This window comes from Actinomyces stomatis, assembly GCF_031292835.1.
GTDB lineage: Bacteria > Actinomycetota > Actinomycetes > Actinomycetales > Actinomycetaceae > Actinomyces > Actinomyces stomatis.
The window spans coordinates 1-25078 of sequence record NZ_JASPEP010000001.1 but is presented as its reverse complement, the minus strand read 5'-3'; the positions used below and the strand labels follow the sequence as shown (position 1 = coordinate 25078).

Genomic DNA, 25078 nt, shown 5'->3' with positions numbered 1-25078 from the left:
AATCGGGAAACCGAAACCACTGTCCCTGTCAGCCCACCCCAGCCCGCCGGCGCTCCATGACGCACCAGAGGGAACTTGCGGCCGATAGGACGGCAGCGGCAGCGATCGGAAGCCACGCTGCAGCGCCGGCAAGTGCACCGGCAACCGCTGTACCAGCCGATCCCGCCGCGATTTTCAGGGCCCCAACCCAGATGAACACCTGCCCCCGCAGCTCAAGAGGCGAGTACTCGCTGCGAGCCGCTAATGTCGCAGCGAAGAACAGGGAGTTAGCAACGCCGACAACGATGAACGCAATCATCGTCAGGACGGGGTTCGACACCGATATGACGACACCCAGCGCCACGGCGACCACTCCGGCAAGCAGCGACGTGAGCCTGTCGGCGTCTCCCTTGAGCGGCCACACCATCAACAGCGCGGATCCAGCAAGACCACCACCTCCATACCCAGCAACCAGGGCGCCGACCAAAGCAGTCCCACCAAGAGTCGGGGCGACGGCGACGGCATAAATCGGTAGCGCCGCGACCGAGAACGCGACCACGACCGTGAGTCCCAGCGTGCAGCGCAGCGGCCTGGATCGCCAGATCGTCATCAGGACGCGTGCTGGCGAAGTCACGGCACCCGGCTCAGCAGCCGGCGCCTGCTTCGGGAGCGCGAGCACAACCCCGGATCCAACGAGTGCCGAGGCGGCAAGGATCAACATCGCTCCCAGCGGGCCAGTAGCGGCCGAGATCCACGCGACAACAGCGGGCCCAAGCGTACCGCTGACGCCGTAGCTGGCGACGTCCCAGCTCTGTGCACGCCGCTGGCTCTCTTGCGACGGCCCCGTGATTGACGGCAGCCGACTACTCACCCCTCCGGTGAGCATGGGCCCGAATACTCCCGAGAGGACCAGCAGCACTGCCGGGACGACGGTCCACGTCACCGGCAGCAGCAGCCCGGCAGTCCCGAACAGCAGTCCGTGAGCGAGGGCCGAGATGGCGATAACCCTCCTGCCGTCATCTGCAGTGTCGAGGCGGCGGGCGATGAACGGACCGAGCAGATGCGGTGCGATGATTGCCGCTCCCAGCATGCCGGACATCCATCCGGGCTTCCCGGAGGACTGGGCGAGCAGCACGACGGCGACTACCGCACCTCCATCAGCCAAGCGTACGAGCGTGGCCGCGAACACGTACCGCGCCAGCGCCCAGGTCGTCCGACCTGGCGCGCCAGAATCCTCGCGACGTTCAGACAAGATCGAGCCCGGTCACCACGTCGATGACCCGCCCGCGCTGTGAGCCGGTGAGCCCCCGAATCGGCAGCGGCAGGCAGGACGGTGGAACGAGACCGAGGTGCTCGGCGATCGCCGCGGTCACGCGTAGGCTCCCGCCGAACTCAGCGAATAGGTCCCACAGAGGCGCGAGTCGTCGTGACTCCACGGCAGCCTCCTGGGCCCGACCCGCCTGAGCAGCTCGGGTGATCGAAAGCGCAGGAGCTGGGAGGGTTCCCCCGATCACCGAGCACCAGGCGTCGCAGCCGGCATTCAAACCGGTGGCTGCGAACGCGTCGCCGGACACGCCGATCGTGACGTGCTCAGGAATCGCGGCCCGAATCATCGCGACGTGCTCACGCGCTGCAGCGGGGTCGACGGGGACGCCGGGGATCTTGATCGATGCAATTCCGGGAAGCTCGGCTATGCGGGCATACAGTTCCGCGGTGAACGTGAAGTGCGTGGTGCCGGGGTTGTCGTAGACGATGACCGGGAGGTCGGTGTGCTCGGTGACAGTGCGGAATAGCCCGAACACCTCATCGTCACTGAGGGGCTGGTAGGTCATCGGGGCCAGCAGCGCGCCGACCGCACCAGCCTCCTGCGCACTGTCCACATGAGCGAGGACGCGAGAGGTACGCAGATCGCCGACCCCGACGAACACCGGAGTCGGTCCGGCGTACTCAACGGCGAGGCGGGCCACCCGGGCACGCTCGGCCGGTGTGAGGTAGGCATAGGACCCGGTCGAACCGAGGGCGGTGATGGAGTCAACTCCAGCCGTAGTCAACCTCTTGATGAGGCCTATGAAGGCGCGCTCATCAACGGCGTCGTCGCGAAGCGGTGTGAGGGGAAAGGCGCTCAGCCCGGCGAGACGGCTTGGGGCGGGACCGCCCTCCTGGTGCGATTGCTTCATGGCACGCCAATCACCCGTCGGGAGACACTTACGTCTGAGCCGAGGGCACTGAGCGCCTGAACGAGAGCGTCAGCAGCAGCGCTCAGCTCGGTGTCGGCGACCGGGGCGAGAGCATCGAGGATGAAGAAGGCCGTCCGGGTAGCAACACTCAGACCGGTGCGGCGGGCCTGCCGCCAGTTCCAGCGTCGGCAGGTCACTCCTCCGTCGTCGCACCACACGACCTCTCCGGGATCGGGGTGCTCGACGACAACCTCACCGTTCGCGGTGGTGTCGAACCTTTCCCGGCCGGTGGCGCGGACCAAGCGCGCCGGCCCTTTGTAGAGGGCGAAGTCCTCACCACCGAGCGGGATCTGGTGCAGCACCGAGATCGCGTTGTAGATGTCGGCGAGTGCATTGACCCGAGGCAGCCCCTTGTCCGCACGACGGGTGAGAGCCTCGAGGCTGTTGCGGGTACGCTGGGGCTTGGCTCCGAATGCCCGGTAGGCCTCACGCCAGGCCGCGATGTGCGGCAGCTGATCGACCGCCGACTCGGCGAGCAGGGCTTGGGCATGATTCTGGGCGGCCCGGATGAGGTCATCTGCGACATCGGATCCCAGGTTCGATGAAAGGCCATCGACAACAAGTAACTGCACGCGATAGTCGGGGCGCAGCTCGAGCACAGCCGGATCGATGGCACAGGCGTCAAGGAACTCGTTCGGGCTCATGGGGTTAGTCATTCAAGGTCTCCGTTCTGGGCATGGTTCCAACCCCCGGCTCGAAGACCGCGAGTGAGAACCGTGCGGGTTCCTGGTTCGGGTTGTCATAGGAGTGGTTGACATCGCCGTAGAACGTCAGAGCGTCTCCGACGTGGAGCTCGTAGACATCATCGGCGACTGTGACGAGGATCGATCCGGCCTGGACGTGCAGCAGCTCGCAAGTACCAGCAGCATGGGCCTCGCTCACATGGCGTTCCCCTGGATTGAGGGTCCAGTCCCACAGCTCAACAACGTCGGGCGGCTGCGTGCCGGCGACGAGGACACCGGCTCCTCCATGGTTGCCGCTCCACAAACGAGCCCCTTCACCGCGGCGCACGAGCTTAGCCGCGCGTGACATCGGGGGCTCGACGAGTGTCGGAAGCCCGATACCGAGCGCGTCCGAGAGCCGCAGCAGCGTGCCGATGCTCGGATTGACCGCTCCCTGTTCAACCTTCACGAGCATTCGCCGGCTCACCCCGGCAACCTCTGCGAGATGGTCGAGAGTCCAACTACGACTGCTGCGCTCCTGCTTGATCCGCACACCGATCTCGCGAGCCAGCGACTCCGCACTCACTTCCATATAGTGCACAATAGTGCACTATATGGGCACTGTCTACCTTCCTTTTCGAGAACCTCCGGACAGAGCCAGAGCGCCGACATCCCAACTCCCCCGCCCTCCCGTTCAGGAGACGTGAATGACGACGGCACCCAGGACCGCCAGGATCCAGGAGGCGAAGGAGCCGATGAGGAACTCCTCAGCCTTCTGCCCCGCCTTGTCCTCGCTGATCTCGGGGAATCGGATCACACCCTTGGCGGCAACAATTGCGGCGATGGCAGCAGGCGCCTCGACGGAGGCGAGCAGGAGAATGAGGATTCGCTCAAGCGGACCGATCCAGCGACCACCACGCATCGAGCTCCCCGACTCATCCTGCCTCCCGCTCTCCTGCGAAGGCTCGCAACCAGCCGCAACAGCCTCCCCGCCCTCCCGCGAGGAGTGGCGAGCAGCAGCAAGGATGTCGGCGACGACTCGATTGGCCGGAGCAGTCAGGAGGACGATGATTCCGACGGCGGCGCTCATCTTGGCGGCCCGAGATCCAACCGGCTGAGACACGACGACGCAGAGCCCCACAGCGAGGAGCAGCAGGCCCGTGTGGACAAGGCGGACATGCGGTCCCAGCCGATTCGCACCGCCCTCGGAGGCGCCCCGCCCCACCTGCTCCTGCCGGCGGGACCTCAACAAGTTCTCCCACCGGGCCTGTGAAACCAGGCCGCAGCACATCCATGCGGTGACCACCAGGATGATGACGACAATGCCTCCTGCCCCAAGATGAAGAATGGGCCACCCGACCAGGACGCCAAGAGCAGCGACCGCAGACACCCCCACCAGCAGTCTCACCCCGGCGGGCATCCGGGACGACCTCCCACCCGCCCAGGCGGAGCTGTCAACCACGGAGGCGGCGGCAAGCAGCAGAACGAGCAGGGCCGTCATTCTCCCCCACCCCTCCCACTCAACCCATCGAGGAGCTTTTGAACCTCCAGCAAGGAGGAACCAGCACTACGAGCGAATTCAGACACGGCCTGCTGACTCACCTTCTCCTGACGGGCCACCTCAACCTGGGTCATCCCCATGAGAAGTCCGGCCATCATGCGGCGCTGACGTGGCTGAAAGCGGAATACCGCCTGGTCACGCAGGATCAGGACGGAGTTAACGAGCCCCTCTCGCTCGCTCTGCCCCCCTCCTGAGCCGCTGACCACATCCGGATGAATGCGCAGCCAGGTACGCACGAATGCCCTCCCCTCATCCTGGAGGCGATGCGCGCTCTCAATCGCCTCACGTGCAGCCCACCACGCCGAGCCGTCCTGAATCAGACGCCCCGCCACACCCTCAACCTCGGAGATCGTTCCGACACCGATACCGAAGCGAAGGCCCAACCCTTCGGGCAGGAGGAGGTGTGTGCGCAGGGTGAGAGCAAGCGCGTCGGCGAGAGTCGTCGAGACTGCTTGCAGCTCATCACCGACCGTGGCATACGGGCGCTGCGTCAACGCCAGACCTTCAGCGGCCCGGTCCAGAGTCTCGTGAATGACGTGCTGAGCGCGCCTGCGATCAGGGAGGTCGCGCGAGCGGATGATGTCTGCGATGAGTGCGTAGGAGACATTCACAGTTTCACGATAACGCTTGTAACTCCTTAAGTACAAGGAATATCTCGGAGTGAGGGGCCCGCCCCCTCGGTGAGCCTTGTACTCCCGCCAGCACAAGCACAGTCCCGGAACCCGGCTCACCGACCGGGAAGGCTCCCACCGGCAGCGAGGTAGCACTTGCCGCACAGCGACTCGTAGGTGACGTCCCCGGAGTCGATGGCCACCTGATCGCCGTCGAAGACGAATGACTCCCCCACCTTGCGGGCATTGAAGATGGCCTTGCGCCCGCAACGGCAGATGGTTTTGAGCTCCTCCAGGGAGTGGGCGATCTCCAGCAGCCTTCGCGACCCGGGAAAGCTGACTGTGCGGAAGTCGGTGCGGATCCCGTAGGCCAGGACGGGCACGTCGTCGATCAACGCGATCTCCATGAGCTGGTCCACCTGGGGGGCCGTGAGGAACTGGGCCTCATCGACGAGCACGCAGTCAAGAACCTCTCGCAAGGGCATGGCCTCCTGCGGAGCATCAACCTCGTCGCAGAGGGGCCGTGCACCGGCCAGAGCATGCCGGTGCACCAGGGTGCGCAGGTCGTCGTCGGTGTCGACGAGAAGGTCGACACGACGCGACACCCCGAGCCGGGAGACGACCGAGTCCTCACCCTTGGTGTCGACTACCGCCTTGAGAATCAGGACGCGCTGACCGCGCTCCTCGTAGTTGTAGGCGGCCTGGAGCAATCCCGTGGACTTACCGGAGTTCATGGCTCCGTAGCGGAAGTAGAGCTTGGCCACGCGGGTCCTCCTGAACCGGATCAGATCACTCGGGCCGGATGCTACCCGCCAAGCGAGCCAGACACAGGCAACACACCACGACGTCACTCAGCCGGCCCATGGCGCACGCATAGCCTCGTCCAGACCAGCACGGATAACCTCCCCTCATGCTCTCACTCGACCACCTGCCTCACACCTGGCGCACCAGGCAAGCCGGCACACTGGCCGCGACCGCCGTCATCACACTGTCGCTGTTCTCCTGGCTGGCCCTGACCACGAGCTCCGGGACGGGGCTGGCGCCTCACGACCAGAGTGTCACCACCTGGGCCGTGGATGAGCGCCACCCGGCTCTGACCGTCATCATGCAGGTGTTCACCGCCCTGGGATCCACCGTGGGACTGACGATCCTGACCGCGATCTGCGCCGTCCTCCTCTTCATGCGGGGCCACCGTGTGCGCGCACTGATCCTGACCCTCACGATGGTCGGCTCCAGTCTGTTGACGGTGGCGCTCAAAGAGACCTTCAGGCGTACACGCCCCTCGACAGACACTCTTCTGGGCGATCCTGCCTTGACCACCTCCTTCCCCTCGGGGCACTCCTTCAACACGGCCGTCTTCGCAGGCCTGCTGGCGGGGATGGTTCTGACATCCACTGCGGCGACCCTGTACCGGGCCCTGGCGATCATGGCGGCGGCAGGGGCGACCCTGCTGGTGGGGACCTCCCGCGTCTACCTGGGCTACCACTGGATGACCGATGTTCTGGCCGGCTGGTCCCTGGGACTGGCCTGGCTGTGCCTGGCGACTCTGGCGCTTCTGTGGATGAAGGGGCGACGGCGCCCAGCCCCTGCGACCACACCATCAGATACCTTCTCAGGAGTAGACGGCATCGAGCCACCACCGGCCTGATCGCACCAGCAGGCGGGGAGGCCCGACGTCGGTAACCACCTGGAGGTAGGCACGGCGCGAAGGCCCTCGAGAAGTCCACCAGCCCTCGTCGACCGGCCAGGGACCGGCCCACAGGAGCACGGACTCCATCCGGGGCGCACTCTCAACAGTATCGTCCTCAGCGTCATCCGCACCGTCGTCGACGCTGAGGAAGCCGGGGACGCCGTCGAGCTGACCGTGGATGTCGACGCCGAGCTCCCTCCCCCGAATATCGGTGAGGCACACAGGAACCGGCCGGGGCAGGACGACAGAGGGCGAGGGCTCGGGCAGAGCACCACTCCAGGGCGCCGGTTCATCACCCGCGGCCCCGCCTACACCTTCACTCTCACCCCAGGGGATCATGCGTACCCGCGAGCGCGGGTCGCGCCCGGGAACGACCTTGGGAACCAGGATGCTTCCGGCTCCCAGGAGGGACTCCACACGCTCGGCGGCGCGGCGGGCGCGCGCCTGGGCCTGTTGTCCGGGCGCTTGCCACAGTCCTGCCTGGGAGGTCGTGGCCGGGCTCAGCTCGAGGGCCGTCAGGCTCAGGTGGGTCAGTCCGGAGGAGGGCGGGCGTCCGGAGCGTCCGGAGAGCCACCCCTCGAGCTGCCAGCGCACGCGGTCGGTGAGCTCGGTGGGGGTGGGAGTGTCCTCCAGCATCCAGGTTCGGGCCAGGTCGGTGCCGTCCTCGCAGCGGGCGGCAACGCAGAGGCGTCCGACGGCGAGCCCTGCGGACAGGAGGCGGACCGCCAGGTTCTCGGCGAGGTGGCGGGCGGCGAAGGCTGCGGTGTCCGCGCGTTCCACGGGAGGGTCGAGCTCGGAGGCGACGGTGATGTCCTGAACCGGCCGGGGCATGGCGGGGGCCTCGTGGTGGGTGCCGGCGGCCAGGCGGTGGAGTCTCTCCCCCAGGGGGCCGAAGCGGGTGGTGACGTCTTTTCGGGGCAGGGCCGCCAGGTCCGCCAAGGTGCGCAGGCCGAGTCGGGTGAAGGTCTCCAGCAGGGGGCGGGCGTCGCGCCGTAGACGACTGAGGGGCAGGCAGCTCAGGAGTGCGCTCAGGGGCCAGGGGGCGAGGAACTCCGGGGTCCGTCCTGGTTCGACGATGACGCCTCGGCGGGCGGCCAGGACGGCTCCGGACAGGGAGTCGGCGATGCCGATCTGGCACTCGACATCGGCCTCCTGGGTGACGGTCTCCACGAGGGCTGAGGCGAGAGGTTCTTCTCCGCCGATCCAGGCGGCGGGTCCTCTGACGCCGGACAAGGCCAGCCCGGGGCGGACCACCATGGGGTCCGCCAGGAGCGAGCTGAGGGCCTCCATGACGGTTTCGAAGGCGCGGCTTTGGCGTTCCTCCTGGGGAGGCAGAACGGTGAGCTCGGGGCACAGGGACCGGGCGGTGCGCAGTCGCATGCCGGTGGCGATGCCGGCGCGGCGAGCCGGGGCTGAGGCGGCGAGGACTCCGCGAGCACCGACGACGGCGACGGGCTCGGTGGCCGGGTCCGGCAGATGAGGGGCTTCTTGGCGTGCGCGGGAGTGTCGACGCTGCTGGCGGGCCTCCAGGGTGAGGGCGACGACGGGCCAGTCGGGGACCCAGATGGCCACGAGCCTGGAGGCGGGCGGCCCGGACGGCGAGGTCGGTTGTGGCGGGTTCATCCGGCCGCTTCCTGCGGGTTGGAGGCCGGGCCGACGGTGTCGACGGTGCTGCGGGAGCCCGTGCGCAGTCCTTCGGCGGACAGTGAGAGTGTGAGCTCTTCGGTCGCGGTGAGTCGGGGGCGCTGCGGGTCGGTCAGGGTCCACCTGAGGCGTTGCAGGTATCCGGCCGGCATCTCGACGGCTCGCACCGGGGCGGGTGAGTCTCCTCGCCCGATGGGAATGACGACGGCGTCGGTGGAGGGCTTTCCGGGAGCCTCCACCGGAGCCTGAGCGGGAGGCGTGTTCTTGGTTCCGGTGTCGGGGACCAGGGGGCCGGCATGGAGGTTGCGGGCGCCTTCCCAGTGGGCGGAGGTCAGGATGAGGTGGCCGCGTTCGCGCGCCCGGGCCAGCAGGCGTCTGCGGTGCTGGGGGCGCAGGCGTGCGGCGACGGCGGCGCCGATGAGTAGGGCATCAACGCCGTCGAGCAGAGTGGCGGTGACCGTCAGGATGGAGCCGTCCTCGAGGAGGGATGTTGGAACGGTGAGGACCCGGTTGAGGTCGAGTCCGACCTCAGTGGCTGCGCACCAGCCCAGCTCGTCTCCCCCGATGACGCCGCACCAGCCGCCCTCTCCCTGGCGCAGGGCGAGAGCGGCCAGGAGGAGGGTGGTGGATCCTTGGAGAGTGAGGACGCCGGAGTCCTGCCAGGCCGAGAGCGCCGTGGAGGATGCGGGAGAAGTGGGGGGTACTGCCCGAGACGAGTCGACTGATGCGCTCAACAGGGTGCTGGTCGATGCCGAGGAGAGGGCACGCTGCACCTTCAGGGCCGCTGAGTCACGCAGTCCGGTACGCTCCTCGGCCAGTCTCAGGGCGAGGCGGGCTCGACTGAGGCGGTTCTGGGCGCCTGATGGCGCACGCGTTGTCGAGGCTCCCATGACACCCCCGTTTCTGTACATACGTTCGACGGATGTGGTTCAGGATAACGCTCCACTGCGACATCAATCGGGGGTGCCGGTCACAAGGAGGTCTCACGGCGTGATGAGTCCACCGACCCATCCCACAGGAGATCCACAGGGACGGGCCTGCGGAGGGGCGTCTACAGTTGGGGCTGTGCCCTCATGGAAGGCCACCACCCCTATCCATCACCTGCCTGGAGGTACACCTATGACAGCCGACCTCACTCGCCCCCGCCCGCCGGCCCCTACCGGCCTCCTGCCCTCGGTCCCCTCCTTCACGCTGACCTCTGCGGATCTGACCGAGCAGGGTCGGATCCCGGACATCTTCACCGGTATCCACGACAACGTCTCCCCCGCCTTGAGCTGGTCGGGCTTCCCCGAGCAGACGCAGTCCTTCGTCGTGTCCTGCTTCGACCCGGACGCTCCGACCATGTCGGGCTGGTGGCACTGGACCATCGTGGACCTGGACGCCTCGGTCACCTCGCTGGAGCGGGGCGCGGGGGCCAGCGACCTTCAGCTCGACGGTGCCGCCTTCCACCTGGCCGGGGACTCGGGCGACCACGCCTGGTTCGGCCCCTACCCGCCGGCGGGCGACGGCGACCACCGCTACGTCTTCACCGTCTCCGCCCTGGACGTGGACACTCTGGGCCTGAACGACGAGGCCAGTCCCGCCAAGGCGGCCTTCACCCTGGCACCTCACTGCATCGCCCGGGCCACGCTCACCGCCACCTACTCCGTGCCCGGGGAGCCCGGATCCGCCGCCTTCCTCAGGGACGGCCAGTGAGCCCACAGATCGCCCAGGTCGACGCCTCGTCCTCCAAGGCGGGCCGACGTCGCCGTCAGGGGGAGTCCATCCCCTTCACTCCCGCCCATGGTTTCACGCGCGCCGGTTCCGGCCGCCACCAACGCCGCCCCATCGCGCTCATCACCGGAGCGACCTCCGGGATCGGCCTGGCCGTGGCCAGGGACCTGGCCCGGGACCACAACCTCATCCTGCTGGCCCGCTCCATCAACGACCTGGAGGAGCTGGCGCTCGCACTGGAGGAGGAGTCCCAGACGGCAGTTCTCATCTGCCCGGTCGACCTGACCGATGACACGGCCCTGGCCAGACTGGTCAGCCGGATCGACATTGAGAGCCTCGACGTGCTGGTGCACAGCGCCGGCATGGAGGCACCCGGTGCCGTTGACAAGATCACGCCCACACGTTGGCGGGCGGTCCTGAACCTCAACCTGGTGGCGACGGCGTATCTGACGAGTCTGCTGCTGCCGGCGCTGCGGGAGGCCCGCGGGCTGACGGTGTTCATCAACTCCGGCGCCGGAGTGACCCCCCGTTCGGGCAACGTCCTCTACTCCGCCTCCAAGGCGGGGCTGAAGTCCCTGGCTGACACGCTGCGCCAGGAGGAGGCGGGCAAGGTGCGAGTCACCTCGATCTACCCGGGTCGGGTGGACACCCCCATGCAGGAGCGATTGCACGCCTTCAATGCGGCGCGCCTGCGCACCGAGGGGATCATGGCCACCCCCGCCTACCGGGCTGCGGACCATATGGCGCCGCAGTCGGTGGCCGCGGCCGTGCGCCTGGCCGTGAACACCCCGTTGGACGCGGTGGTGGAGGACCTGGCGATCCGACCCGCCGGCATGCTCTGAGAAGACGGTTGAAGCAGGGGCTCAGTCCCCTCCGGCAAAGCCCAGGGACCGCCAGGCCTCGTACAGGCCGATGGCGGCGGAGTTGGCCAGGTTGAGGGAGCGGTTTCCCTCCACCATGGGGATGCGCAGGTGGGCGCTCACCCTCGGGTGGTCGAGGATCTCCTGGGGCAGGCCAGTGGGCTCGGGACCGAACAGGAGTGCGTCGTCGCCGCGCCAGTCGACCTGGGTGTAGAGGCGCTCGGTGTGGGAGGTGAAGGCGAAGATGCGTCCGGGGACCTGCTCGAGGCACTCCTTCCAGGTGGCGTGAACGCGCGTGTTGGCCAGGTCGTGGTAGTCCAGGCCGGCGCGGCGCAGCTTGGCGTCATCCATGTCGAACAGGGGGTCCACGAGGTGGAGCATGGAGCCGGTGTTGGCGCTCAGGCGGATCGCCGCCCCGGTGTTGCCCGGGATGCGCGGCTCGAAGAAGATGACGTGCAGCACGGGGACAATGAGACCACATGCTGAGGCAGACCTCCTCCTCAGACTCAGATGGTGTCGGTGCGTTGGCCCTGACGGAGTCGAGTGACGGCGCGACGGGTGACGGCCAGCCCGATCCCGGCCCATACGGCGGCGACCGCGAGGTCGCGACCTAGCAGGGCCGGGACGGCAGCTGCCGGTGCGTCCAGGACCGTCAGGGTGCCGCTGACCGGAACCAGGTGGGCCAGGGCCTGCAACCAGGTAGGGCACTGCTCGAGCGGCACGATGACGCCGGTCAACAGCGGTAGGAACGTGGCGATGATCGTGGCACCCAGGTAGGGATCGGGCAGGTTGACTCCGACACCGGCGGCCATGATCCCCATGAGCAGCCCGCACACGATGGTCGGCGCTGCCAGTGTGATGACACGCCCCAGCGCTCCAACGTCGTGCAGCGGTGAGAGCGCGAAGACGACGCCGATCGCGACGATGGCGGTCGAGGCAGCCAGGAGCGCCGGCACGACGGCGACGGACAGCCAGTAGGCGACGTCGAGGCGCCTGCGGGTATGGACCTCCTGGAAGACGCCCAGCATCCGGTCCGTGGCCACGGTCCCCACCACTCCGGAGGCCACCGAGACGGCCAGTGCCACCAGAGCCGCTGCGTATCCGGTGCGCACCAGGTCAGGCGCGGAGAGGTCCGAGCCCATGAGGACATCGAAGAGCACGTCCAGCAGCGGCAGCACCAGCAGCGTGACCACGGCCGTGCCCAGGGTCGCGAAGGCCGTCGACGAGGCCCACGAGACACGCACCCCTGACGAGAACCGGTAGGCGAAGGCCAGAGCCCGGGCGCGCATCAGACCACCTCCAGGGTGCCGGTCCGTGTCGCCAGACGCAGCGCCCGCCGGCCGAGGAAGGCAGCAAGCCCCAGCCACGCGGCCGTGCACACCAGCCAAGCGCCCAGGGCCACTGCCGACGTCGCCCGGCCCAGCAGGAGCTCGAAGGGCACCGACAACGGCAGGAACCGACTCACCACAGCCAGCCAGGCAGGCGGCGTCGTCGAAGTGAACACGATGCCTGAGACCACGAGCACCGGCACCAGCAGCAGCCCCTCGTACTGGATCGCGTTGGGGGTGAGCACGAACAGCGCCGCGATGACCAGACTCAGGGCATGACAGCCGACCAGCAGCATGAGGGCCCCTGCTGTCAGGCGCGCCCAGACCTCCCACCCCGGCCCCGTGAAGGAGACTGACGTCGACAGCAGCGCCCACGTGCACCACGCCACCGGGAAGGCGACCAGACCGAAGGACGCCGCCGCACACACTACGGCCGCCAACGACCTAAGCGCCCCTACCGGAGCCATGACCAGATGGACCAGCGTGCCCTTGTACCGCTCGAATCCGATGATCCCCGCCGCGCAGGTCGTCGTCGTCCACATCCCCACGACGCCCCCGCGCACCCAGCCCTGCGTCGGGGTGATCCCGCCCCAGGCCGAGGCCGCCAGGAACTGCACCAGCGTGGTGGATGTCGTGGTCATGACCATGAGCTGGATGAAGTAGGGAACCGACACGAACTGACGGATGTGAAAGACCGTCATCCTCACCTGACGCCTCATCGGGCGAGCCTGTCGGCCAGGGCCAAGTAGGCCTCCTCCAGGGAGACCGGCCGCGTCAGCAGATCCGACGGCGCTCCCACGCCGGCCTCGGCCAGGACCTGGCGAACCCGCTCGTCGGCGTCGGTAGTGCCGGCAGCCTCGGAAGCCCAGTAGATGGTCACGGCCCACCGGGCCGAGGAGGCGCGCTGCTTCACCGTCGCCGGCGAACCCAGACCACTGCGAAGCGCCTCGACGGCGCCCCCGTGGCGGGCCGGTAACGTGAAAGTCGTGGTGGCACTCACCCCGGCCAAGGCGGACACGTCACCCACGCCGCCGCGCACGACGATCCGGCCCGCCCCGATCACCGAGATGATGTCGGCCAGCTCCTCGACCTCCGGCATCGAGTGCGAGGTCAGCAGCACCCCGGTTCCCCGCTGCGCCAGCTCACGCACCAGGTCGCGCACCTGCAGCGCCACGTCCGGGTCCAAGCCGGTGGTGGGCTCATCCAGCAGCAGAAGAGCCGGCGACCCGAGCAGCGCCCGGGCCAGGTGCAGACGCTGCCGCATCCCTCGAGACAGCTCGCCCGCCTTGCGGGACGCCGCCTCGACCAGCCCCACACGCTCCAGGGCGTCCATGACCGCGCTGTGTCGCCGTCGGGCGTCGAGACCCTGAATATCGGCGAAGAACAGCAGGTTGTCGCGTGCCGTAGCCCGCGGGTAGAACCCCAGCTCACCGCCCAGGACCAGGCCCAGCCGGGACCTGGCCCGCTCCGGATGGCGCACCGCATCGATGCCATCGACCCAGACCGCACCCGACGTCGGAGCCAGCAGCGTGGCGCACATCCGCACCGTCGTCGTCTTACCGGCACCGTTGGGCCCCAGCAAACCATGGACCTGCCCCGCCCCGACGTCCAGGGACACATCCTCCACGGCGACGAAGGTCTTGTCCTTTTTCCCGAAGGAGCGAACCAGGTGGGAGGCACGCAGCAGCGAATCCCCATTAAGCAATACCATAGAGCCCCTCCACTTCCAAAGGATCACGATCAATAACGTCAGCCACCCTCTCAGCCTTATAGTCGCCAAAGAATAAAATGAATGCATCAATTGCATGCCTTAGATCAGCAAGATCAGGTCGATGCACAAATCCTTCAAGAGCAGATCGCCCCGCATTACCGACGTTTTCAGCGGCCATTCATGTGCACGAAGACATGCGTCATCCAACATGACTGCGCCGACTGCCGGCCGTGATTCCATCCCGTCATCATGCCGGCAAATACTCGCACCTTTATATAAGATATTTTACGTATCAAAAATACAGTTCGCAACACTTGACATGTAGTCAAGATTCGAAGATGACGTACAGCACAGGGACAATGAGACCACATGCTGAGGCGTCTGGGCGGCGACTGCGCCACGGATGCCATGATCGGCAGCATGAGCACCACTGAGTCGTATACCACCTCCCCTATTCTGACCTGCGGCGCGCTGGCCGGCAACATCGTGCGCCTGGAGCCGCTGACGCCCGAGCACGTGCCGGGTCTGCAGCGGGCCGCCGAGGACGCCACCACGACTCCCTTCGCCACGGTGCCGGCACCTGGCGAGGTCGAGGACTACGTGACCCGCAGTCTGGCCCGTCGGTCCACGGGCACCTACGCGCCGTTCGCCCAGGTGGAGGTCGCCACCGGCCGCGTCGTCGGTCACACCGCCTACCTGACGCCCCGATGGATGCCGGACGGGCGGCTCTTCGCCGTCGAGGTCGGTTCCTCCTGGCTCTCCCCCACTGTTCGTGGCACCGCCGTCAACCCGGCTGCCAAGCTCCTGCTGCTGGCGCAGGCCCTCGAGGACTGGGGCGTGGACCGCGTGGACATTAAGACCGATGCACGCAATGAGGTGGCTCGCGGCGCGATCGTGGCACTGGGGGCGACCTTCGAGGGGGTCCTGCGCGCCTGGCAGCCCTCCCTGGCTCCCGGTGAGGAGGGGCGCACGCGCGACACGGCCATGTTCGCCATCACCCCGGAGCAGTGGCCCGGGGTCAGGACCCGTCTGGTGGAGCGCATCGAGAGGCGCTCGACGTCGTCGAAAGGATGAGAAGGAATGACTGAGCTGCGTGATCCGGCTGAGGTCTTCGCCACGGAGATCGGCTGGCAGCCGGCGCTGGAGCGTACTGACCTGCTCGCCGAGCCCGTGGCCGCCGCGCTGCGGGCGCTGGAGGCGGCCTCGCCCGAGGGCGCGGACCTGGCCCGTCAGGCGCAGGTGGTGCCCATTGATCCGTCCCACTCCGACACCGACGCCCTCAACGCTCACTACGACCTGGATCCTGAGGCGACCGGGAACTGCGTACTTGTGGCCGGTAAACGGACCGGCCAGGAGCGCATCGCCGCCTGCGTCGTGCGTGCCACCGACTTCGCCGACGTCAACCACGTCGTCAAGAAGCGCATTGACGTGCGTAAGGCCTCGTTCCTGCCGGTGGAGCGGGCCGTGGAGATGAGTGGCATGGAGTACGGCGGGATCACCCCGGTCGGCCTGCCCGAGGACTGGCGGCTCTTCATCGACGGCGCTGTGGCGGAGCGGGCCACGGTGCTCATCGGCTCGGGCGTGCGCCACTCCAAGCTCCTGGTGCCCGGGGCACTGCTGGTGGCGCTGCCGGGGGCCGAGCGCGTCGAGGACCTGGGGGTACGCCCCGCCTGAGTGGGTCGGTCGAACCGTTCAGGCGGGGCCATCCCTCAAGGCTCTCAGCCCAGGGAGTCCAAGACGATGTTGAGTCCCTCGCTCATGGTGGGGTGGGTGATGACGGCGTCGCGCACCTGCTGCCACGTCAGGTCGCCCAGCATCGCCATCTGGATGCTGGTGACGACCTCGCTGGCCTCGGCGCCGATGATGGCGGCACCCAGGATGAGGTCGGTGCGGGCGTCGATGATGACCTTGAAGAAGCCCTCAGTGCGACCCAGGGTCTTGGCGCGCGGGACGGCCGCCGTCGGGGTCTTGGCGACGCGCACCTCGTAGCCGGCCTCGCGGGCCTCGGCCTCGCTCATGCCCACGTGCCCGAGCTCGGGCGTGGTGAAGACGGCCCACGGGATGAGGCGTCCGGTGGTGGCGGCCTCCTTGCCGGCGAAGAGGTCGCGCAGGACGCGGAAGTCGTTCCAGGAGGCGTGGGTGAACTGGGGCGTTCCGGCCACGTCACCGGCGGCGTAGACGTTCTCGGCGGTGGTGCGCAGGTGGTCGTCGACGCGCACGAAGCCGCGCTCGGTCAGCTCCACGCCCGCGGCCTCCAGGCCGAGGCCGGCGGTGACAGGAGTGCGCCCCAGGGCGACGAGCAGGTGGGATCCGCTCACCTCGTGACCGTCGGCGGTGGTGACGACGACGCCGTTCCCGTCAGCCGCGGCGGCGACCTTCGAGGCGGGCGCTCCGGCCAGGACCGTGACCCCCAGGGCCTCCAGGCCGGCGGTCACCTCAGCGGCGACGTCCTCGTCCTCGCGGTCCAGGATATGCGGCCCGGCGTGGACGATGGTGACCGGGACACCGAGGAGCCCCATCAGGGAGGCCATCTCGACGCCGATGACACCGCCGCCCAGGACGATGAGGCTACTGGGCAGCTCGGGCAGGGTGAGCAGGTCCTCGCTGGTCCAGTAGCGCACGTCGGACAGGCCCTCGATCGGGGGGACCGACGGCGTGGTGCCGGTGTTGATGAGGACCTTGGCGCCGCGCACGCGCCGCAGGCCGCCGTCGTTCAGGGCGATCTCGACGGTACGCTCCCCCACGAAGCGGGCGGTGCCCTTGACGAAGTCCATGCCGGAGGCGGGGAACATCTTCTCGTGGGCGGCCACCATGCCGCCCACGACGGCCTCCTTGCGGGCGCGGAAGGAGGCCAGCTCGATGCGGGCCTGGGCCAGGGCGTCAGCGCCACCGTCCTGCTCGGGCAGAGTGACGCCGTAGGCCTGTGAGCCCTGGACCTCCCGGAGGACGCGGGCGGCGGAGATGAGGGTCTTGGTGGGGATGCAGGCGACGTTGATGCAGGTGCCGCCCACCTTGTCCCGCTCCACCATGACGACCTTGTCGCCGGCCTTGGCGCGCAGCATCGCCAGGGACTTGCCTGCCTTGCCGCCTCCGACGACGAGAAGATCGACCTCCTCGACCGGGACGTCTGTCTGGTTGAGTGCGTCGCTATTGACGGTGGGCTGGGACATGGGTGCGCATCTCCTTAGGCGGTCGCCACTCGGCGTGATCTGAACGCCAGGGCAACGGGAAGCGAGGGGGCCCTATTCCAGGGCGACTGCGGGAGCCTTCAGCGGATCACCGGCAGCACCCGGGGAAGCCTCACGCAACGCACCTCCTTCCAACCGGTCATTGAAGCGACTTATCCTTTTGCCCTCACTGATACCTAGCCACCCTGCTGTCCACCAAGAGCAATCAATGCGGCATCCAGAGAGTCGACGAGCGTGGCAAAACTCACGTCAATGGGTACGTCCATGGCGAAGCCCCCGTGGACCTCGATATCCACGAAGCCATGAAGCGATGCCCGGGTCATTCGCACAGCATCGACGACCCGCTCATCGGGAATGCGGTAGCCGGCCAGCGCCGCGGTAACAATGGCAACCGTGCGTTGAGCCGCGGATGAACGTAGCGGACTCGGACTCCCGTCCGACATCTCGACGGGAACCTGGGTCATCGGATAGAGCCCGGGATGCTCATGGGCGAAGCCTCGGTAAGCCTCAGCAAGGGCACGCAGGGCGTCACGTCCGGCCAGTCCCATGACGGAGGCCGCCAGGCGGTCGGCGAGCTCGTCCACCGCCCGCACGGAGACTCCTCGGATCAGGTCACCCATACCGGAAACATGCTTGTACAGGCTCGGCGGCGCGACTCCCAGATCGGCGGCCAGACGACTCAGGGACAGCGCCTCAAGACCATGTTCGTCAACGATCTGCGCAGCCCGTTCCACGACGCGTTCGGCACTCAGCCCTGCTCGCGGCATCCCGCCCTCCTCAGTTCCCCCTCGCCGGCCTCGCCTCAGCATTGCCGGCGATCATACGCCGGGCGAAGTCGACCACACGCGGCCCGACGACGTCGGAGCGTTCCAGCATCGGGGCGTGCCCTGCGTCGGGAACCATCATGACCTCTCCCATCCCTTCACCAACGGCACGAGCGGCCCAGGCGGCCTCGGCCACGGGGTCCTTCCAATCAGGATCCTTCTGTCCCATGACCACGAGGACGGGACAGTCCACCTTGTCCAGCCAGGGGGTGACGACGCGGTGGTCGGTGCGAGTCGTGGCCCAGAAGGCGCGCCAGCGCCCCGGGCGGCGCAGCAGGTCCACCAGGCTCGTGGCTCGCTGCCGAGCGTCGGGCAGTCCCGGCCACAACCTGGCCGAGTAGCTGTTCCACACAGCAGGACCCCAAGGGCGCATCAGCGCGATCCCAAGCATGGTGCGCTGCACGAGAGTCTTGACTCGACTCTGCGGCCCACGCAGAAAGGGGCAGACGAGGACGAGCCCGCACACCAGGTCGGGGCGGCGCCCGGCTGCGATCACCGCAGCGGCTCCGGACATGGAGGCTCCTACGACGACGGCGGAGCCGGCGTCGAGAGCCTCGATCAGGGTAATGAGGTCGGATGCTGTGGCCTCGTCACCATAGGCGGTGAAGGTTGCTGAGCTGTCCCCGTGACCGCGCAGGTCCGCAGTGACAACGCGGAAGCCCGCCTCGTTCAGGGACTGCGCCAGCGGTGCGTAGACGTCCCGCACGTCCCCCATGGCCGGTGAGCAGACGACAAGCGGCCGGCGGCTCATTGCGTCCGATCCGGTACCTGCACCGGCAGGCTCATGCACCTCGTAGGCGATGGTGCCGCCCGGCACCCCAAGTTGGCTAATAGTCATAGCCATGAAGTTACTGACATTCGCGCCCGAGGGCAAGCAGACTCCTTCCAGACCTGCTTGCAGTCCAACGAGAGAACTCTCCCCACAGTGCCCACCAACTGAAGCGCGGGGCGATCGCCGATCCGCGATCGCCCCGCGCCATCAGCGCACCAGCTCTCAAGAACTCGCGAGCTGGCGCAGCACGTACTGCAGGATGCCGCCGTGGCGGAAGTAGTCGGCCTCGCCGGGGGTGTCGATGCGCACGACGGCGTCGAAGGAGGTCTCCGAGCCGTCGGCCCTCTGCGCCGTGACCGCGACGGTGCGCGGGGTGGTGCCCTCGTTGAGCGCCGTCAGGCCCGTGATGGAGAAGGTCTCGGTGCCGTCCAGGCCGAGCGACTCGGCGCTCTGGCCGGCAGGGAACTGGAGGGGCACCACGCCCATGCCGATGAGGTTGGAGCGGTGGATGCGCTCGAAGGACTCGGCGATGACGGCCTTGACGCCCAGCAGGGCCGTGCCCTTGGCCGCCCAGTCGCGCGAGGATCCCGAGCCGTACTCCTTGCCGCCCAGGACCACCAGCGGGATTCCGGCGGCCTGGTAGGCCTGGGAGGCGTCGAAGATCGACTCCTGCTCGCCGGTGAGGAAGTTGCGGGTGTAGCCGCCCTCGACGCCGTCGAGCAACCGGTTGCGCAGGCGGATGTTGGCGAAGGTGCCGCGGATCATGACCTCGTGGTTGCCGCGGCGCGATCCGTAGGAGTTGAAGTCCGCGCGGGCCACGCCGTGCTCGGCCAGGTAGCGCCCGGCCGGGGAGTCGGCCTTGATGGCGCCGGCCGGGGAGATGTGGTCGGTGGTCACCGAGTCGCCCAGCAGCGCGAGCACCCGGGCGCCCTCGATGTCGGTGACCGGGGTGAGCTCCATGGTCAGACCCTCGAAGAAGGGGGCCTTGCGCACGTAGGTGGACTCCTCGTCCCAGGCGAAGGTGTCCCCCTCGGGGGTGTCCAGACCCTGCCAGCGCTCGTCACCGGCGAAGACGTCGGCGTAGTCGCGCGTGTACATCTCGCGGTCGATGGTGGCGTCGATGACGGCCTGGACCTCGGTGGGGTCGGGCCAGATGTCGGACAGGAAGACGTCGCGGCCCTCAGAGTCCTGGCCCAGCGGCTCGGTGGCGAAGTCGATGTCCATGGTCCCGGCCAGGGCGTAGGCGATGACCAGGGGCGGGGAGGCCAGGTAGTTCATCTTGACGTCGGGGTTGATGCGCCCCTCGAAGTTGCGGTTGCCCGAGAGCACCGAGACCACGGCGAGGTCGGCGTCGTTGACCGCCTGGGAGACCTCGGCCGGCAGGGGCCCGGAGTTGCCGATGCAGGTGGCGCAGCCGTAGCCGACGACGTTGAATCCCAGCTCGTTGAGGGCGGGCCACAGCCCGGCCTTCTCGTAGTAGTCGGTGACGACCTGGCTTCCCGGGGCGGTGGAGGTCTTCACCCAGGGCTTGGAGCGCAGGCCCCGGGCCACGGCGTTGCGGGCCAGCAGGCCGGCGGCCATCATCACCGAGGGGTTGGAGGTGTTGGTGCACGAGGTGATCGAGGCGATGGCGACGTACCCGTGGTCGAGCTCGGTGGCAGTACCGTCGGCCAGGGTCACCGGCGTCGGCTTGGATGGCTGGGAGGCGTAAGTGGGCAGGACCTCCTGGAAGGACTCCTTGGCCTGTGACAGGACGATGCGGTCCTGGGGGCGCTTGGGGCCGGCGATCGAGGGCACCACCGTGGACAAGTCCAGCTCGAGGTACTCGGAGTAGACGGGCTCGCGGGCCGGGTCGTGCCACATGCCCTGGGCCTTGGTGTAGGCCTCCACGAGGCGCACGCGCTCCTCGGAGCGGCCGGTCAGGCGCAGGTAGTCCAGAGTCACCTCATCGATCGGGAAGATCGCAGCAGTGGAACCGAACTCGGGGCTCATGTTGCCGATGGTGGCACGGTTGGCCAGCGGCACCTCGGCGACGCCCTCTCCGTAGAACTCGACGAACTTGCCCACCACCCCGTGAGCGCGCAGCATCTCGGTGATGGTCAGGACCACGTCGGTGGCGGTGGCGCCGGCGGGGATGGCGCCGGAGAGCTTGAAGCCCACGACCTTGGGGATGAGCATGGACACGGGCTGGCCCAGCATGGCGGCCTCGGCCTCGATGCCGCCCACGCCCCAGCCCAGGACGCCCAGGCCGTTGACCATGGTGGTGTGGGAGTCGGTGCCCACGCAGGTATCGGGGTAGGCCTGGGTGACGCCGTCGGCCTCGTGGGTGAAGACGATGCGGGCCAGGTACTCGATGTTGACCTGGTGAACGATGCCGGTGCCCGGCGGGACGACGCGGAAGTTGGACAGTGCCCCCTGCCCCCAGCGCAGGAACTGGTAGCGCTCGGCGTTGCGCTCGTACTCACGCTCCTTGTTGCGCTCCAGGGAGCCGGGCAGGCCGAAGGAGTCGATCTGCACGGAGTGGTCGATGACCATCTCAGCGGGGTTGAGGGGGTTGATGACCTCGGGGTCGCCGCCGAGGTCGGCGACCGCCTCACGCATGGTGGCCAGGTCGACGATGCAGGGCACACCCGTGAAGTCCTGCATGACGACGCGGGCCGGGGTGAACTGGATCTCCGTGTCGGGCTCAGCGGCCGGGTCCCAGGCGGCCAGGGCGCGCACGTGGTCAGCGGTGATGTTGGCGCCGTCCTCGGTGCGCAGCAGGTTCTCGGCCAGCACCTTGAGGCTGTAGGGCAGACGCTCCATGCCGGGGATGGCGTCGAGGCGGTAGATCTCGTAACCGCGGCCGTCCACGTCGAGGATGGAGCGGGAGTGGAAGGTGTCGAGGCTTGTCAACGTCGTTCCTGTTCTGCACAAGGGGACGGGCCGCCAAGCGCCCGCGGGGTGCGGGAGCCAGCCTGCCCGATCAGGCCGCGACACACGCTAGACGACGCTCCGTCATCCCGCGTCAACATGCCACAGAGCCTGAAGGATCCCCGGCAGGGTACCGATCGCGCTGCCGGGCCCGCCGCGGGGGCGGAGCCGATTAACGTGCGGTCACCGGCACCTATCGTCGGCAGGGGCTCCGCGCTCACGCGGGGCCAGGCCTCCAGTGCGCCAGGTGCAGCGCACCGGAATCGTCCAGGTCCATGACCCAGAAGGAGGACCCCAGCTCTCCCAGGGCGGAGTCGACGGCCACGACCGCGCCCGGGCGGGCCTCCAACGGCACCGACCACAGCTCCTCGCCGGAGGTATGCTCCTCCCGGTAGCCCGCGTCTTTCATTCCCTCCTGCGGCGCGAACGCACGGACCGCGACCGCCGTCCCGTCGTCGTCGACCACTACCCGCATCCTCCTGCCGGCCTCGGTGTCGACGACGACGAAGACCCCTTCCCGGGGCCCGATGCGTCGGACGTCCACCAGCACCAGGTTGTACTCGCCGCTGTCCAGGTCGTAGCGGTCCGACAGCCCGATGGAAACCTCGTTGTCCTCGTAGTCGAGCATCAGTGACGCCGTACCCGGGTCGTCGATGCCGGTGCACCACCTCTCCGAGCAGCCACGGGACTCCAGGCAGACGAGCTCACTTCTGCCACCGTAGCCGGGCACGACGGTCACGACGACGCCCTCACCGGCCACCAGGTTGACCGCCCGGGACACCGCCTCGGGCACTCTCCTGACCTCACCGGTCCCCAGATCCACGGCACCCGCATTAGTCCACACCAATCCACACGACACGCCCCCGGCCACCACCCCCTGAGGAGCCTCCAACGCCACCGACCAACGCACCCGCCCATCGGCACGCTCAAGCGCGCACACCCCCGCCCCCGCCTGAACCACCACACAGTTGTCATCCTCATGCACCAGCTTGGGCATCTCCGCAAAATCCTGGCGGGATGAACCGAGCCCCTCAGGACCGTCGTAGTCGAGGTAGTCCCCGCTCAAGGAACCGGTGAACCGCAGCCTCATGTCCGTCCGCCAGCTCGCCGCCACCGTCTCCCACAGACGACCGTCCACGTCATCACCATCATTGCGAATCCTGGTCTCAACCCCCGGATCCCGCACCGGCCGGGGACAGGCGCCACCATCGCGGCGGAGCACCACGCCGGCACCACCGAGCGCGACCAGCCCCGCAAGCGCACGACGACTCACCACCATGGAACTCATGGCGTCACGATGAACGCAGAACCGTGCCGCAGTCCATGGAGATATCTCCCCGGCGACCGGACCGCGCTCAGGCCTGCCCGACCTCCTGGACACGGCGACGCCCGGTACGCGCGCACAATCATCCGATCAACGAATATACCAATACGGCAACACAATGGTCACGAAACGTAATTTGCGCGTCCGCCATTAAGGTTCACCCCATAGTATCTCGACGGATTCCTGTATTTCCCCACAACACAGGAATGTCAACCCATGAAGATGGAGATAACGAATGCACCTACAGCACCTCTCTGTGCATCGCAAGTACGTGGCGACCCTGCTCGCCGGCGTACTGCTGGTCGCACTGGGTAGCTTTGTCGCGCTATTAGCACCTCATGCGAGCGCGAACCAGAATACCGGAGTGAAGGTGTCCTTCAGTCCGCTCATCCTCGCAGACAAGGATGGAACTGAGTTTCCGAACAAGACTGCGCATCTCGAGGACCCGGTTCGCATGAAGTTCGCCTGGGACGCCTCTACCGCCAATCCGCAGCCGGACGAGTCCTTCAGCATCGGCCTTCCGGCGGAGTACCGGTACCGCGAGATCGGTCGACACGACGATCTTGTTCTCGGGAACGGCACCAAGGTGGGTGACTGCGTCACGACCACCGAGACCCTCACCTGCACCTTCAACGCCGCGATCAGCGCCGCCACCGAGCTCAAGGGCTCGGGCAACCAGATGATCGTGGCCCAGAAGGTGACCCAGGACAACAAGACCACCTTCGACGCCAACGGCACCGAGGTCGAGGTCTTCCACCCCAACAACGAGCGGATTCTCCCTATCGCATGGGTTGAGAAGGACCTTGGCAAGTACGCCAACTCCCTCAAGCGCGAGTCCAGCAGCCTGACCTGGCACATCCAGTTCAGTGGTACGACCATCGCCAACCACCTGGGAGCGGAGGCGGGTAACGTCAACACCGTCACCTTCAACGACGTCTCCGGGGGCGGGCAGAAGCTCAACTCGGATCTCGGCTCCTGGTACGTGCGGGTCAACCCCGAGGAGTTCGGCGGTGGCGCCGACGGCTACTTCGACGTCGCCAAGGCCGATGGCACAGCCATGAACACCGACCACGGGAAGTTCACCCTGAAGCCGACCATCGGCGCCGACGGGACCACTGCGTCCATCACCCTGTCCCGTACGGACGGCAACTTCGCCAAGAACGCGAACTACGAGATCGTCTACCAGTCCCTGGCCGAGGGCGGCAAGATCGTCCCGGGCAAGGTCTACACCAACAGCGCCACCCTGAACGGCGGTAAGAACACCACGGTGTCCGCACAGATGGCCTACAAGGACCCGATCTCCTACGACGTGCAGCTGACGCAGGGCTTCGGATCCTTCGGGGTCAAGAAGTACGTCACCGGCGCTCACCAGAACGACGTCCCTGCGGACACCAAGATCCGCGTGAACGTCGCCTACGAGCTCCCCAACGGCACGACCGAGGCCGAATACCCAAACTGGGCCAACAAGCCGACGTCGAACCCCTACACCGTTGAGGTGGCTGCGGGCCAGCAGCAGGCCGGGGACACCCTGCGCGAGTTCCCCAAGGGAACCAAGATCACGCTGACGGAGGACACGTCCGCAGCGGCCCTTCCCGGGGCCCTTGGCTGGGGAGGCAAGACCTTCTCCGTCAACGGCACTGAGACGCCGGAGACCGTGACGTTCTCGGTCGATTCCTCCGTGCAGGCTGTGGGCCTGTACAACGAGGTCATTCAGAAGACCGGTTCCTTCTCCGTCGTGAAGAAGGTCGAGGGAAGCAACAAGGAGGCCTTCTCCAAGGAGACTTTCCAGATCGCCTACACGTGTGAGAACGGCTCCGAAGGGACCCTTGAGGTGAAGGGCGACGGCACGCCCGTCGACGGCCCGTCCGTACCGGTGGGTACCAAGTGCGAGGTCACCGAGAAGGAGAAGCAGGCTGACGGCGGCGCTGAGCGCGAGGGCTACACGGTCGACACCAAGATCGACAACGGAGCCTTCGCGATCAAGGAGGGCGCTGCCAGCGCCACCCTTGTCACGGTGACCAACACCTACACGGAGGTCCCGAAGCCCACGCCGACGCCCAC

General features: G+C 67.6%; 24 protein-coding genes. 6 read left to right on the top strand and 18 right to left on the bottom strand.

Annotated elements, in window-relative coordinates; genetic code table 11:
* Positions 1 to 28 precede the first annotated feature (28 nt).
* The 7 genes from RIV12_RS00120 to RIV12_RS00090 all read right to left on the bottom strand — a co-directional run bounded on the left by RIV12_RS00120 (position 29) and on the right by RIV12_RS00090 (position 5814).
* Positions 29 to 1114 (bottom strand): YbfB/YjiJ family MFS transporter, encoded by a 1086-nt coding sequence (locus RIV12_RS00120; protein ID WP_309321476.1) that lies wholly within the window; start codon positions 1112 to 1114, stop codon positions 29 to 31.
* 109 nt (positions 1115 to 1223) lie between these two features.
* A complete protein-coding gene (locus RIV12_RS00115) occupies positions 1224 to 2156 on the bottom strand; it encodes a dihydrodipicolinate synthase family protein (protein ID WP_309321474.1) in 933 nt (310 codons plus the stop codon).
* Positions 2153 to 2860 carry a B3/B4 domain-containing protein gene (locus tag RIV12_RS00110; protein ID WP_309321473.1) on the bottom strand — a complete coding sequence of 236 codons (708 nt, stop codon included), beginning with the start codon at positions 2858 to 2860 and terminating at the stop codon, positions 2153 to 2155. Before RIV12_RS00110 ends, RIV12_RS00115 begins: the two co-directional genes overlap by 4 nt.
* A 4-nt stretch (positions 2861 to 2864) precedes the next feature.
* Positions 2865 to 3470 (bottom strand): helix-turn-helix domain-containing protein, encoded by a 606-nt coding sequence (locus RIV12_RS00105; protein WP_309321472.1) that lies wholly within the window; start codon positions 3468 to 3470, stop codon positions 2865 to 2867.
* Positions 3471 to 3572: 102 nt separating this feature from the next.
* Entirely contained in the window at positions 3573 to 4379 is an 807-nt protein-coding gene (locus RIV12_RS00100) for a hypothetical protein (protein WP_309321470.1), read from the bottom strand.
* A complete protein-coding gene (locus RIV12_RS00095; RefSeq protein WP_309321632.1) occupies positions 4376 to 5050 on the bottom strand; it encodes a SatD family protein in 675 nt (224 codons plus the stop codon). The genes RIV12_RS00100 and RIV12_RS00095 overlap by 4 nt, the downstream gene beginning before the upstream one ends.
* Positions 5051 to 5166: 116 nt before the next feature.
* Positions 5167 to 5814 (bottom strand): thymidine kinase, encoded by a 648-nt coding sequence (locus RIV12_RS00090; protein WP_309321468.1) that lies wholly within the window; start codon positions 5812 to 5814, stop codon positions 5167 to 5169.
* A 146-nt stretch (positions 5815 to 5960) separates the two neighbouring features.
* On the opposite strand from RIV12_RS00090, the gene RIV12_RS00085 reads away from it, so the two are divergent.
* A complete protein-coding gene (locus RIV12_RS00085; protein WP_309321466.1) occupies positions 5961 to 6698 on the top strand; it encodes a phosphatase PAP2 family protein in 738 nt (245 codons plus the stop codon).
* Here the strand turns inward: RIV12_RS00085 and RIV12_RS00080 are convergent.
* Entirely contained in the window at positions 6663 to 8363 is a 1701-nt protein-coding gene (locus RIV12_RS00080) for a DNA polymerase Y family protein (RefSeq protein WP_309321465.1), read from the bottom strand. The two genes, RIV12_RS00085 and RIV12_RS00080, sit on opposite strands and share 36 nt — an antisense overlap.
* Complete coding sequence (locus tag RIV12_RS00075; RefSeq protein ID WP_309321464.1) at positions 8360 to 9274, bottom strand: hypothetical protein; 915 nt, start codon at positions 9272 to 9274, stop codon at positions 8360 to 8362. Before RIV12_RS00075 ends, RIV12_RS00080 begins: the two co-directional genes overlap by 4 nt.
* Before the next feature lie 229 nt (positions 9275 to 9503).
* Between RIV12_RS00075 and RIV12_RS00070 the strand changes: the two genes are divergently transcribed.
* On the top strand, positions 9504 to 10079 hold the full coding sequence (locus RIV12_RS00070; protein ID WP_309321462.1) for a YbhB/YbcL family Raf kinase inhibitor-like protein: 576 nt from the start codon (positions 9504 to 9506) through the stop codon (positions 10077 to 10079).
* Positions 10076 to 10939, top strand: a complete 864-nt coding sequence (locus RIV12_RS00065) for an SDR family oxidoreductase (RefSeq protein WP_075417625.1) — start codon at positions 10076 to 10078, stop codon at positions 10937 to 10939. Before RIV12_RS00070 ends, RIV12_RS00065 begins: the two co-directional genes overlap by 4 nt.
* A 21-nt stretch (positions 10940 to 10960) precedes the next feature.
* On the opposite strand, the gene RIV12_RS00060 is transcribed toward RIV12_RS00065, so the two are convergent.
* Genes RIV12_RS00060 through RIV12_RS00045 form a run of 4 tightly spaced genes read right to left on the bottom strand, consistent with a single transcriptional unit; the run spans position 10961 to position 13996 of the window.
* Complete coding sequence (locus tag RIV12_RS00060; RefSeq protein WP_309321460.1) at positions 10961 to 11419, bottom strand: tRNA (cytidine(34)-2'-O)-methyltransferase; 459 nt, start codon at positions 11417 to 11419, stop codon at positions 10961 to 10963.
* A 44-nt stretch (positions 11420 to 11463) separates the two neighbouring features.
* Entirely contained in the window at positions 11464 to 12246 is a 783-nt protein-coding gene (locus tag RIV12_RS00055) for an ABC transporter permease (protein ID WP_309321458.1), read from the bottom strand.
* Positions 12246 to 12986 (bottom strand): ABC transporter permease, encoded by a 741-nt coding sequence (locus RIV12_RS00050; RefSeq protein WP_309321456.1) that lies wholly within the window; start codon positions 12984 to 12986, stop codon positions 12246 to 12248. The genes RIV12_RS00055 and RIV12_RS00050 overlap by 1 nt, the downstream gene beginning before the upstream one ends.
* 14 nt (positions 12987 to 13000) lie before the next feature.
* Positions 13001 to 13996 carry an ABC transporter ATP-binding protein gene (locus tag RIV12_RS00045; protein ID WP_309321455.1) on the bottom strand — a complete coding sequence of 332 codons (996 nt, stop codon included), beginning with the start codon at positions 13994 to 13996 and terminating at the stop codon, positions 13001 to 13003.
* Between the two features lie 420 nt (positions 13997 to 14416).
* Between RIV12_RS00045 and RIV12_RS00040 the strand changes: the two genes are divergently transcribed.
* Together RIV12_RS00040 and RIV12_RS00035 are read left to right on the top strand one after the other, a co-directional pair.
* Positions 14417 to 15070: a GNAT family N-acetyltransferase gene (locus tag RIV12_RS00040; protein ID WP_309321453.1), complete on the top strand. Its 654-nt coding sequence runs from the start codon at positions 14417 to 14419 to the stop codon at positions 15068 to 15070.
* A 6-nt stretch (positions 15071 to 15076) separates the two neighbouring features.
* Positions 15077 to 15670 (top strand): YbaK/EbsC family protein, encoded by a 594-nt coding sequence (locus tag RIV12_RS00035; RefSeq protein WP_141110816.1) that lies wholly within the window; start codon positions 15077 to 15079, stop codon positions 15668 to 15670.
* A gap of 44 nt (positions 15671 to 15714) precedes the next feature.
* Here RIV12_RS00035 and RIV12_RS00030 read toward each other — a convergent pair whose 3' ends face one another.
* From RIV12_RS00030 to RIV12_RS00010, 5 genes are all read right to left on the bottom strand, one after another.
* Complete coding sequence (locus RIV12_RS00030) at positions 15715 to 17166, bottom strand: dihydrolipoyl dehydrogenase family protein (RefSeq protein WP_309321451.1); 1452 nt, start codon at positions 17164 to 17166, stop codon at positions 15715 to 15717.
* A 194-nt stretch (positions 17167 to 17360) separates the two neighbouring features.
* Positions 17361 to 17951, bottom strand: coding sequence for a TetR/AcrR family transcriptional regulator (locus RIV12_RS00025; RefSeq protein ID WP_075417629.1), 591 nt, complete (start codon positions 17949 to 17951; stop codon positions 17361 to 17363).
* Positions 17952 to 17961: 10 nt separating this feature from the next.
* Complete coding sequence (locus RIV12_RS00020; RefSeq protein WP_309321449.1) at positions 17962 to 18846, bottom strand: alpha/beta fold hydrolase; 885 nt, start codon at positions 18844 to 18846, stop codon at positions 17962 to 17964.
* Positions 18847 to 19002: 156 nt separating this feature from the next.
* Positions 19003 to 21675, bottom strand: a complete 2673-nt coding sequence (gene acnA / locus RIV12_RS00015) for an aconitate hydratase AcnA (RefSeq protein WP_309321447.1) — start codon at positions 21673 to 21675, stop codon at positions 19003 to 19005.
* A gap of 235 nt (positions 21676 to 21910) precedes the next feature.
* Positions 21911 to 22981, bottom strand: coding sequence for a hypothetical protein (locus tag RIV12_RS00010; protein ID WP_309321446.1), 1071 nt, complete (start codon positions 22979 to 22981; stop codon positions 21911 to 21913).
* A 490-nt stretch (positions 22982 to 23471) separates the two neighbouring features.
* On the opposite strand from RIV12_RS00010, the gene RIV12_RS00005 reads away from it, so the two are divergent.
* Positions 23472 to 25078: DUF7926 domain-containing protein (locus RIV12_RS00005; protein ID WP_256695474.1), on the top strand; the 1607-nt coding region annotated here is incomplete at its 3' end.